Origin of the sequence: Promicromonospora sp. NPDC023987 (assembly GCF_040639055.1) — a bacterium.
Lineage (GTDB): Bacteria > Actinomycetota > Actinomycetes > Actinomycetales > Cellulomonadaceae > Promicromonospora.
This window is the reverse complement of sequence record NZ_JBEZZF010000110.1, coordinates 1-10,563: the sequence shown is the minus strand read 5'-3', so window position 1 is coordinate 10,563 and position 10,563 is coordinate 1. Positions and strand designations below refer to the sequence as shown.

Below are 10,563 nucleotides of genomic sequence, written 5' to 3'. Positions count from 1 at the left end.
TGTGGTTGTGTCCCCCGCCCCGGGGGGCCATGTGGTCCCCGTCCCCCGCGATCGGTCCATCGATGGACCGATCTCGGTGCAAGGGACCGACTTCGATGCAGCGCTGGAGCGAAGGACCGATCTCGGCGCCCGGGCGAGTGGTCGTGGTGGACGCCGCGCAAGCGATCGCCCCTGCTGGCGCCAAGGCCTGGCACATCGACCGCGTGCACCCGTCACCGGCCGGGCACCGCGGCCTGGCGCTGGCCGCTGCGAGCACCCTCGCTCGGCTGTCTCCGGGCCTCGAGAACGGGGTTGTGTCCGTGACGCCCTCTGCCACGGACACAACCCCGTTCTCGCCTGCCGGGGGCGCGGCGGGGACGGACGACGCGGCGCGGGTCGACGGCCTCGCCGCCCGGCTCCCTGCCGCGCCCGACCCGCCGTCGGCGTGGGAGCGGCTGGTCTGGCTCTTCAAGGCCGGACTCCCCTGGTGCGTGCGCAGAGGTCGGGACTTTCTCCCCGGCCTGCTCCGGGCCGTCGTGCACGACCTGCGGGCGGAACGGGCTTTCGCGCCCGGTGGCATGGTTACGAGCCTCGCCGACTCCGGCCTGGACCCCCGCCGTCGGATCGGCAGGGGCTGACCAGGCCTGTCCGGGAGCCGCGCCGCGGGCCCGCTGCGCCGGAGCCGCAGCGACGAACCCACCCCGCCGGAGCTGCCGCGCGCCGGAGCCGCCGCGCGGGCCCCCGATTCCAGCCTCAGGCCGCGGGCGTGGCGCCGGACCCTTCCCCCGGCCGCATGGCGTCGATGATCCGGGTCCAGTTGTCGCCGCCGTGGCCGTGGTCACGTGCCCAGGTGTAGTACGCCTGGACTGCGGCGGGCAGGCCACTGTCCACGCCGGCAGCATCGCTGGCGGCGACGACGTGGTCGGCGGTCGCGCCCATCATGGTGACCGTGCTGAGGTGGCCCGGGTGCTCGCCCACCTCGATCTCCACACCGGGGTTCCCGCCCACCTCGAGCATCTCGGAGATCCCGGCCAATGTCCGCATCAGCTCCGGCATCGCGCTCGTGGCGCTGATCCCGCCCGACTCCAGCAGGGCGGTGGCATGCAGGAGCGACGCCAGCGAGGTGAGGAACACGTCGAGGTTGGCCTGGTACATGAGCTGCGCCAGCCCAGGATCCTCGCCGAGATGCTGCGGCGTGCCGATCGCCGCCAACGCGTCCCAGGCGGACTCCAGCAGCTCCGCCGGGCCGCTGTAGTAGACGTACGCGGCCTCCGTGCCAACCATCGGCGCGGGCGTCATGACGCCGCCGGTCAGGAAGCGCGCGCCGTGCGCCTCGGCCCATGCGGCGCCGGCCCTGGTGCGGTCCGGGGAGTCCGAGCTGAGGTTCACGAGCGTGCGTCCGGCGAGCGCCTCCGTGACGGGTCCGAGGATGTCGTACATCGCCTGGTAGTCGGTGAGGCTCAGGATCACGAGCTTGCTCGCCGCGAGCGCCTCGGCGGGCGTGGCGGCAAGTGCCGCACCGGCCGCGACGACGTCGGCGGCTCGGCTGGGCGTCCGGTTCCAGACGGTGACCGGGTGGCCCTCGCGCAGCAGGGAGTGGACCATGGCCTGGCCCATCGGGCCGAGGCCGATGAGGGTGACGGGTGCGCTCATCGGAGGGTCTCCACTTGGTCGGTGCGTTCGGTGCGGTCCGCGCGCAGACTCTCGTAGAGCCGGGCGAAGCCCTCGGCCCCGTGCCCGTCGGCGATCTGCTTGCTGATCAGCTCCTGCACGGCGGCGATGGGCGCGGGGTGTACGCCCTGCTCCTCGCTCGCGCGCACGAGGTGGCCGAGGTCGGAGAACTCGAGGCTCTGCTGCCCGGGAACGGTGTAGTCGCCGCCGTCGATCACCGCGGCGTCGAGCGCGAACCCGGCGGTCATCGCGCTGAGGAACGGCGTGGCGCGTGCCGCGAAATCGGTGGCGCTCATCCCCGCGGAGCCGGCCATCGCCGCGCCGTGGAGGAACCCCGCGAACATCGTGTACATGCCCGAGAGCATCGCCAGGTCGAAGAGCGAAGCCAGGCCGCTGTTCTCGCCGTCGTAGGTGCTCGTCGCCCAACGGTCGAGCACCGGCCGGACGGCGTCGAACACCTCCGGTGAGCCGCTATACAGGATCGACGCCTCGGACGTGCCGATCATCGGCGGGGTGGCCATGATCGCGCCGTCGAGGTAGCTGACACCATGTTCTGCCGCCCACGAGGCCAGCTCGCGCGCCTCGTTCGGTGTGGTGGTCGTCAGGTTCACCAGCGCACTCCCCCGCATCCCGGCGATGACCGGGTCGAGGGCCTCGTGCACGGACGCGTGGTCCAGGAGGCAGGCGACGATCAGGGGTTGGGCCGCCACTGCGGCATCGATGGTCGACGCCGCCTCGGCGCCCCGTGCGCTCAGGTCGGCGGCACGGGACGGGGTCCGGTTCCAGACGGTCACGGCGTGACCGGCGTCGAGCAGGGTGGTGGCGAGGGCGCTGCCCATCGCGCCCAGTCCGAGCACCGTGACACCGGTGCCCTCGGGGTGAGTCATCAAGATCTCCTCGGTCGGTGGGTACCCACCCATGCTCGGCGAGCGACGTACGATCATGGAAGTACCCACTAATTACTGGGGTACTTACCAATTGGTACGTGGGAGGAGCAGCATGACGAAGGCGCCCCGCAACGGCCCCTACATCTGCGGCATCGACGCCGCGCTCGACGTCGTCAGCGGCAAGTGGAAGGGCCTGATCCTCTGGGAGCTCGACGAGCACGGTGTGCGCCGGTTCGCGGAGCTGCGGCGCGGGCTGCCCGGCGTCAGCGAGAAGATGCTGACCCAGCACCTTCGCGAGCTGGAGGCGGACGGTCTCGTGCACCGCCAGGTGCACGCCGAGGTGCCGCCGCGCGTCGAGTACTCGCTCACGGAGCATGGCCGCACGCTCAACGCCGCTCTGGCGCCGCTCGGGGCCTGGGGCGTCGACCGGATCCGGCGGGAGCGGTCGGACCTGGTCGAGCACCGCGACGCAGCGACCCTCCCACGGCCCTGACTCCGGATCGGCGGAGCCAGGGCGCGTGTCAGGTCAGCGGCAGCAGCCCACGTTCGGCGAACACCTTCCGGGCGATCGCCACGGCGTTCAACGCCCGCGGGATCCCGCAGTAGACGGCGCTCTGCAGGAACGTCTCGATGATCTGCTGCGGGGTCAGGCCCACGTTGAGGGATGCGTCGACGTGCACCTCGAGCTGCGGCTCGCATCCGCCGAGCGCGGTGAGCATGCCGAGGGTCACGAGCTGACGCTGCTGGGGTTCCAGCCCGGGGCGGGAGTAGATGTCCCCGTAACCCCACGCGACGATCTGGTGCCCGAGCTCGGGGGCGATGTCGGCGAGGGAGTCGATGACTCCGTGTCCGGCGTCTCCGTGCACGGTGTCCAGGACCGCCTGGCCCGCTGCGAATCGTTCCGCGCGCAGGGCCTCGTTCTCCGTCATCGGTTCTCCTTCTGAGCTGCCGGCATGGGTGTGGTGCTCAATCAGTGACACAGGAGCAAGCGCCGGTGGGCGCAGCCCAAGTCCAGCCCATGACCGGGTGCGGGCGCAAGGCATCTACGCAGGTCACCCGGGTTTTCCACCCGCCGACGGCACCCGGCCTACGCTTGTCGTGTGCCCGCATACGTGCCGTTTGCGACGCTTCCCCTCGATCAGGAAGAAATCCGGTACGAGTACGGATCTGACTCGGCCCGCCGGCCCGACGCCCTGCGTGGCTTCACGGTCGAGCTGCGCCGGGACAGCGCGGCCTACCCAGAACGGTGGGCCGGGTCAGGCAGTCAGCGGAGCAACGGTCAACGTCCCCGCGTCCGCGTCGAGCACGCACTCGACCCCGAGCGGGACCGATATCGGGCTCTCGAGGTGGCCGAGCGGCAGCCCGGCGAGGATCGGCACCCCAAGCGAGCCCAGTCGCTCGTGCAGCACGTCCAGGACGGTCCAGTCCCGGTCCTGGTAGTCCTCGAACCCCTCCAGCGCACCCACCGCAACCCCTGACACCCCCGCGAGCGCGCCCGACAGCAGCAGCTGGGTCACTGCGCGGTCGACCATCCCGAGCCCGACCTCGCGGTGAGTCTCCAGCAGCAGGACATGACCCTCGAGGTCGTTGTCGACGACGCCGACGGTGCGGGCCAGCATGTCGAGGTTGCCGCCGAACAACGGTCCGGAAGCTGTGCCGGTGGTGGTGAGATCCGCACCGAACTGGCTGCGGTCGCACCACACCGGTTCCCCGCGCTCCCCGACCAGCAGCTGCCGAACGGTGTCCATGCGAGTCCCAGCGACGGCGCCGTGCACCGACGGAACACCGGCCCGGTGCCACACCTGGTGCAGTGCGGTGATGTCGCTGAACCCGATGAGCGGCTTGGGGTCCGACCGGAGGGCGTCAGTGTCGACGTCTCCGAGCAGTCGGAGGCTGCCACAGCCGCCTCGCAGGCACAGGATGGCCCTGACCTCCGGGTCCTGGATCGCGGCGTCGAGGTCTGCGGCGCGCTCACGGTCGCCACCGGCCAGATACCCGAGCCGGTTGGTGGCGTGGCGCCCGACACGCGCCCGGAAACCCCAGGACTCGATGGTCGCGACACTCTCCGCCACCCACGACTCATCGCTCCAGCTGGCCGGCGAGACGAGCGCGACCACGTCGTCGGGCTCGAGCTTCCGCGGTCGGGCGAGGTCGGACCGGGGCTGAGGGAGTCGCGCCATGCGCGGGACCCTACCTGGCCGGCGGCGCGCGGCCGCTCCCGCGTAGACCGCCATCGGCCCCGACGGCAGGTGCGGGAATAGAGCTTCACGCAGACTTGCGCGCTCCCGGTTGGCCACTCGCGGCCTCGGGGTCGGCGATCCGAGGCTTCCCTGTACCAGCGCTGGTCCGCTTGTTCTTGCTCGGCACCGGCTTGGACGCGATGAGTCCTTCCAGGTCCAGGATCTGCTTCTTGACGGCCGCCAGCTTCCGGTTCACCGTGGCGGCGTCACCCGGGAGTGCAGTTGCCTGAGGGGAACGAGCAACCAACATCGCGGACTCACGGACGAATGTCGAGAGCTTGAGGTCGCGCAACTCCGCCGCATGCGAGAGGACATCGAGCTCGCTCCGCTTCAGACGAACGGTGATCGTCGTCGTAGCGTCCTCGGGCACTTCGAACTCGACCTTTGCATCCTCGTCAAAGATCTCGTTCAGGCGATGGGCGTTCGCCTCGTAGTAGAGCGCCTCTTCCTCTTCAGTCATCGTTGGCAGGTCAGCATCGGTCAGCGTTGAAGGGTCGCGTGGCGTCGAGCTCATGACGTTCTCCTCTCACTGCTAGAACGCTGTAATTGGTCTGGCGGTATGCGTGGCAGGGTCGTAGTTGAACGCAACGGTCCAGTGCGACCCGTCGTCGGCGATGCCCCGGTAGAGGTAGGCAGCAGATCGCCCTTTCCTGTTGCGCGCCGCCTCGATCGTGCCGGACAACACGCTCCGGATCTGCGCCTCGGTCGCGCGGTTGGTGGCATGTCTGTTTCGCTCGTCGAACGCTACATTCCATATGACGAACCTCGGCACGGCACCTCGCTGTGTTACATAGGACCCAATGTGGCACACAATCGTAGGCTCAGGCAAGGGTTCGCGCCACGCGTGAGGACGTCCCCGAACTCGTCGGCGTCGACGCCTGGCCACCTACGGGTGCGGGGCTCACACAAGCCCTCACCATGTTCGATGGTGGCGACCATCGCCCCTGGAGCTCCAGATCGTCATCGATCAGCCCGTTCAACGGGCACAGGCCGACGGCCCCCCGGAGGCGGTTCGGCGGGAGCCTGTTCCAACAATCGAGCCCCTGGGCAGCACTTGGGCTGTCCAGGGGCTCGATGTCACTCGGGATGCGGTAGCGGTGAGCTCAGCACAACGGTTTGTTCCACGTGAGGTGCAGTTGGAGCACAACCCCGTTGGTCTGCATGTTCACCCGACAACGGGTGTATGGCGTCGGCCCTCGTTGGTCGGTGCCCGATCTGAAAGTGATGAGTAAATCATGGATTCCGGCCATCACCGCGAGGCGGTGACGCGTCGACAGCCCGAGCTAGGAAGGGTCGATCAGGGTGTGGATGATGGCGGCGACGGCGGTCGTGTCGTGCCCTGTCGGGTCGTGTCGGGTGACGCGTTCCAGGGAGACGGTGCGGGGCTGCTCGCAGATCGCGTAGGACTTCGGCGCCACCTCAACGCGGGTCGGCCAAGGCTTGTCGGTGCCGGTCAGCGGGACCACGATCGCCAGTCGCATAGACCGATGCTGACGGGCATTCGACAGGACCAGATGCGGCCGATGCTTCGCCTGCTCGCGGCCGACGGTGGGGTCCATGGACAGCCAGATGACATCACCGCGCTGAACGATCACGCGGTGGTCTCCTGACCACGGATCATCTGCTCCTCGGCGGCATACTCGCCCTCGGTCGGCCATGCACCCTCTTCGCGGGTCTGGGCCTCGTACTCGTCAGGATCGATGGCGTCCATCGCTTCCCAGAACTGGCGGCGCTCGTGCTCCTCGATGAGAGCGGCCACGGTCTCGTCCGCCGTCTTGAGCGGCTTGCCGTTGAACTTGACGTGGGCGAGCCGCTGCCTCGTGGCGCGTGCAATGGTGATGGTCGTTGTCTCGCTCATGGCATATATCATGGCAGATTTCATGACACTTGTGAACCCGTATAGCGGCGGCACAGCTCGGTCACTCGACGGAGGCGACGACGCTGCGGCACTACGTCAAGCGGCCGCACATTGCGCCCGACGTTCGGGTGGTCCTGGACCTGCTGGTCAACCAAGCCGACAGCGACTCTCCCGAGTCGAATGCCATGGGAAAGTGATGAATCTCGGGGAACGACGATCGCCCCCGACCGGCAAAGATGCTGGTCAGGGCCGTTTCGTTCGGTCCGGAGTGCGGTATCGGTGGTGCGGTAGCGGTGGGGTTGGAGAGGGCACTTGTATGGCGTTGCACGTGGAACCACACAACCCAGCTGACCTGCGCAGACGCTCTTGTCGCGCCTCGACCGGCTTGGATGCGTTGGCACGGATGCCGACTGCAAACCGGAGCGAAAACGGAGGCATCCTGGCGCGTTCGGGGTGGGGCGTCGTTCGGCTCCCTGCCACGTTCTTCGTCGTCGTGGTGCCGGGTCAAGGCTGGCGTTTGCGCCATCACGCAGTGACGCGGAGCGGCCTTGACGTGGTGCCTCGTCGATGAAGATCCTCCGAGAGCTGGACGTCGTTCCACTGGTGAGCTGACTCACCCATCGCTCCCCCGGACTCGTGCTCCGACGTCGGATGGTCTGGATCGCCGGCCTCTTGCGGGCGGTTGTTAGGCGGCTGCTCGACATAGCCGGCTACGGGCGCCGGCCGCCGTGACCGTCCGCGATCTACGGGCGCTGACCCCGACCAGCCAAGAATCCGAAAGCGCCCCCATGGGTTCCGAACTTCATCCTTCGCACCCGATCCCAGACTGCCTATCGTTGGCACATGGCAAAACAGGTGCGCAGGCAACATACGGTTTCGAGGTTTTACCTTAAGGGATTTTCTTCTGACGAAGGGCAAATACAGCAGCACCGACTAAAAGACGGTCGGAGCTACAAGTCGTCCATTAACGATGCGAGTGTCATAAAAGACTTCTACTCCGTAGAGGTAGCACCCGGTCAAACGTCGGACTACTTTGAAAGACGATTCGCCGAGATTGAGGCGCCAGCCGCCACAGCACTAAAGGCGATACTGGCTGGAGTCTGGCCAATCACTCCTGAAGCCAAAGAGAGCCTAGCGGTGTGGGTTGCCCTCCAACATCTTCGAACCGAGGGAATTCGCAACGGTCAGGTTGAGGTGCAGGCCCTCATGTATCGGCTGGTTATAGGCACATCAGGCAAGGCGCGTCTGAGGAAGCTGATCGAAGAACGTGAGGGTGTCGACGTTGGGGAGGATCGGCTGGATGCGGAGTGGCAGGAACTTACACAGCCCGGCGGGCCGAAGATCCAGGCCGATTCTCGCCAGCACATCCAGCAGATTGCCGAACTACTTCCGGGCACGACTCGCATGTTCACTGATATGCAGTGGTCGATCGATCGGTTTACTCGAAAGTCGTTGTTGACTTGCGATCATCCGGTTGCCCTGCTGCCCGATCCTGAGGCTGAACGGTGGGATGGCATCGGCCTCGCAACCGCGGCTGGGTTCGCTATCCCGCTTAGCCGGCACGTTGCCCTGGTGATTTCTAGGCCAACGACTACGTCACTGGGTACCGCGATGCCAGATATGCAGATCCCGGGCTCCACCAAACTTGCTGACTCAATCAATCAGAGCGTCCTGACAAGCGCCCGCCAGCGCATCTACCTCCATCCGGACGATGGCGAGCTGCTTGAGCGGTACCAAATGCCGGACGAGCGAAGCCGAGAGTTCGGCGCGAATGCAGGAGCCGGCCTGATTTCAGAGGAGGGCCTGTTCGACGCTTTGGAGCCCTCGCCCGCGTTCGAGACGGCTCGGGCTGGCGACGACGGGCGCGGCGTCTCTATCTCGGACATCGAATGGCCGATCCCGGGACGAACTTTCACATGGTCAGGTGGGAGCGACCGGTAGCGCGTGGGGTGCGGTGGGGTGCGCGGAGGGCCGCTTGCGGCCCATAGCGCGGGGCCCCATCGCGGGGCCCCGCGCGGCGCGGCGGAGCCGCGCCCTTGATCTTAGAGGTCAATTCGGCAATGACATGGGTGTGCGCACTTCAAATTCGCGCACATGGTGACCGCCGACCCCGACACGCTGCATACTTGGTAATAGTGGGAGCGCTCTGTTGACATATGAAACGACACAGCTAAGGAACGGTTTCAGTGCTCGACAATCGTGAATGGGCGACGCTCATCTTGCTCGCTGCGCTTCTCGTCGTGGTCTTGTCGATCAAGAGCGCACGCTCGGGACTGCGGGACATCATCCTGGTGTTCGCAAACTTGCGGATTTTGGTGCTCGTTGGCATCTTGGTCGGCTACGTCGCGTTCGAGGCGTGGTTGGGATCGCTCGTGTCTCTGTGGAGCTGGGACCTACTCAAGGAGACGATCGTCTGGTTCTTGGTGACCGGGTTCGTCCTATTCTTGAACGTCAGCGACGTCACGAAGGATCGACGCTACTTCCGGAATCGAATCGCGGCGGTCGTAGGGATCTCGGTGTTTCTGGAGTTTCTGACCAACCTGTTCGTCCTGCCTCTCGTCGCAGAACTGCTACTCCAACCGTTCGTTGCTGTGGTCGCCATCGTGGGGGCTTTAGCCGCGCGCACGGCCGAGCACAGGCCGGCGAAACTCTTGGCTGAGGGCGTCCTCGCCACGATCGGCCTCGGGCTCCTCGCCTTCAACATCCAGCAGATCATCGTGAGATGGAACGACCTCGACGGCCAGGCCATCCTCCTCGAACTGGCGCTACCCATCTGGATGACGATCGGCCTTCTGCCATTCATCTATTTGCTCGCCCTCTATTCGAACTACGAGCTGGCTTTCGGATGGATCGAGTTTGATAACCACGGCACCCGCTGGAGTCGAGTTCGCGCCAAGGCTCTACTCGTGGTCAGGCTCAACATTCGTAGCAGGACAGTCCGCCGCTTCGACATCTACTGGGGTAAGCAGATCGCCGAAGCTCCAAGTTTTAAGACCGGATGGGAAGTTCTATCGAAATTCCGCCAGGCTGAGAGGGACCGCAAGAAGCGGGCGAAGGCCAAGGAACAAGCAGCCGCCGATGAGCAGGAGCGCTTGAAGCGCTACGCCGGCGTTGACGGGACTGACGAACGCGGCCGACCGCTTGATCGGCGAGAGTTCAAGGAGACCACGGAGGCCTTGCAGAAGCTCGCAACGTGGCAGCGGGGCTGGTACATCAACCAGGGTGGGCGCTACCGGAAGCGAGTCCTTGCGTTCCTGGACGACGAGCAGGACCGTCACGGCCTACCCGCCGAGCACGGGATCACAATGAAGATCCGTGAAGACGGCCAGGCTTGGTACGCCTGGCGCCGTACGGTCAGTGGCTGGTGCTTCGCCATCGGAGCAGCTGGGCCGCCACCGGATCAGTGGGAGTACGACGGACGAGAACCACCGAGCGGCTTTCCCGATGAGGATCCCGCTTGGGGTAACGACCCGCTCTCGCGCAAGGAGGGTAGCAACTGGTAGGTCGTCACGACTCTGAGGACGCTCGCCTCACCGACGCTCAAGGCCCGTTGAGAATCATGCGAGTCCGGCAGAAGGCACGACGTAGACGACGGCTGGTTCGGTGAGGCCGTCGCCGTACTGGTGCGTGAGGTCGGCAACTCGCTGGGCTCCGAGGCGTTCGCCGGCATCGTCGATCAGGACGAGTTCGACGAGCTGGCTCTGTCCGGGCACCTCACCGACAGCCAGGTAGCGACCGCAACCGAGGTCGCACAATCGTTGCTGCCTCTCGTGCAGATGGATGCAGAACCCTTCGGCGGAGCAGCGAGAGCATGGCTGCGGTCACTTCGCCGATCTGATCCAGATCAGCGATGAGCGTGGCAGGTCTCAACGTCAGTGGCGGAGCGTAACCTCGGCCCGGTGGCAGTGAACAAGACTCCAGGACCCCG

General features: G+C 66.5%; 12 protein-coding genes. 4 read left to right on the top strand and 8 right to left on the bottom strand.

The features are described from left to right. The first annotated feature begins 95 nt into the window (after positions 1-95). Complete coding sequence (locus tag AB0F40_RS26335; RefSeq protein WP_357475008.1) at positions 96-617, top strand: hypothetical protein; 522 nt, start codon at positions 96-98, stop codon at positions 615-617. Positions 618-732: 115 nt separating this feature from the next. Here the strand turns inward: AB0F40_RS26335 and AB0F40_RS26330 are convergent, their stop codons facing one another. Together AB0F40_RS26330 and AB0F40_RS26325 are read right to left on the bottom strand one after the other, a co-directional pair. After that, a complete protein-coding gene (locus AB0F40_RS26330) occupies positions 733-1,632 on the bottom strand; it encodes an NAD(P)-binding domain-containing protein (protein ID WP_357475005.1) in 900 nt (299 codons plus the stop codon). Beyond that, positions 1,629-2,537, bottom strand: a complete 909-nt coding sequence (locus AB0F40_RS26325) for an NAD(P)-dependent oxidoreductase (protein ID WP_357475002.1) — start codon at positions 2,535-2,537, stop codon at positions 1,629-1,631. Before AB0F40_RS26325 ends, AB0F40_RS26330 begins: the two co-directional genes overlap by 4 nt. A gap of 112 nt (positions 2,538-2,649) precedes the next feature. On the opposite strand from AB0F40_RS26325, the gene AB0F40_RS26320 reads away from it, so the two are divergent. Next, on the top strand, positions 2,650-3,030 hold the full coding sequence (locus tag AB0F40_RS26320; RefSeq protein ID WP_357475000.1) for a helix-turn-helix domain-containing protein: 381 nt from the start codon (positions 2,650-2,652) through the stop codon (positions 3,028-3,030). A gap of 28 nt (positions 3,031-3,058) precedes the next feature. On the opposite strand, the gene AB0F40_RS26315 is transcribed toward AB0F40_RS26320, so the two are convergent. The 5 genes from AB0F40_RS26315 to AB0F40_RS26295 form a co-directional block, all read right to left on the bottom strand. Next, positions 3,059-3,466: a carboxymuconolactone decarboxylase family protein gene (locus AB0F40_RS26315; protein ID WP_357474997.1), complete on the bottom strand. Its 408-nt coding sequence runs from the start codon at positions 3,464-3,466 to the stop codon at positions 3,059-3,061. Positions 3,467-3,793: 327 nt separating this feature from the next. Continuing rightward, on the bottom strand, positions 3,794-4,717 hold the full coding sequence (locus AB0F40_RS26310; protein ID WP_357474994.1) for an LD-carboxypeptidase: 924 nt from the start codon (positions 4,715-4,717) through the stop codon (positions 3,794-3,796). 85 nt (positions 4,718-4,802) lie between these two features. After that, entirely contained in the window at positions 4,803-5,291 is a 489-nt protein-coding gene (locus AB0F40_RS26305) for a hypothetical protein (RefSeq protein WP_357474991.1), read from the bottom strand. A 769-nt stretch (positions 5,292-6,060) separates the two neighbouring features. Next, positions 6,061-6,372 (bottom strand): type II toxin-antitoxin system PemK/MazF family toxin, encoded by a 312-nt coding sequence (locus AB0F40_RS26300; RefSeq protein WP_357474987.1) that lies wholly within the window; start codon positions 6,370-6,372, stop codon positions 6,061-6,063. Next, the gene (locus AB0F40_RS26295) at positions 6,369-6,635 is read right to left on the bottom strand and encodes a hypothetical protein (RefSeq protein ID WP_357474984.1); all 267 of its coding nucleotides are present in this window, start codon (positions 6,633-6,635) and stop codon (positions 6,369-6,371) included. The genes AB0F40_RS26300 and AB0F40_RS26295 overlap by 4 nt, the downstream gene beginning before the upstream one ends. A gap of 843 nt (positions 6,636-7,478) precedes the next feature. Between AB0F40_RS26295 and AB0F40_RS26290 the strand changes: the two genes are divergently transcribed. After that, entirely contained in the window at positions 7,479-8,576 is a 1,098-nt protein-coding gene (locus AB0F40_RS26290; RefSeq protein ID WP_357474981.1) for a DUF4238 domain-containing protein, read from the top strand. 245 nt (positions 8,577-8,821) lie between these two features. Further along, on the top strand, positions 8,822-10,138 hold the full coding sequence (locus AB0F40_RS26285; RefSeq protein ID WP_357474978.1) for a hypothetical protein: 1,317 nt from the start codon (positions 8,822-8,824) through the stop codon (positions 10,136-10,138). A 54-nt stretch (positions 10,139-10,192) separates the two neighbouring features. On the opposite strand, the gene AB0F40_RS26280 is transcribed toward AB0F40_RS26285, so the two are convergent. Further along, a complete protein-coding gene (locus tag AB0F40_RS26280; RefSeq protein ID WP_357474975.1) occupies positions 10,193-10,348 on the bottom strand; it encodes a hypothetical protein in 156 nt (51 codons plus the stop codon). Between the last annotated feature and the right edge of the window lie 215 nt (positions 10,349-10,563).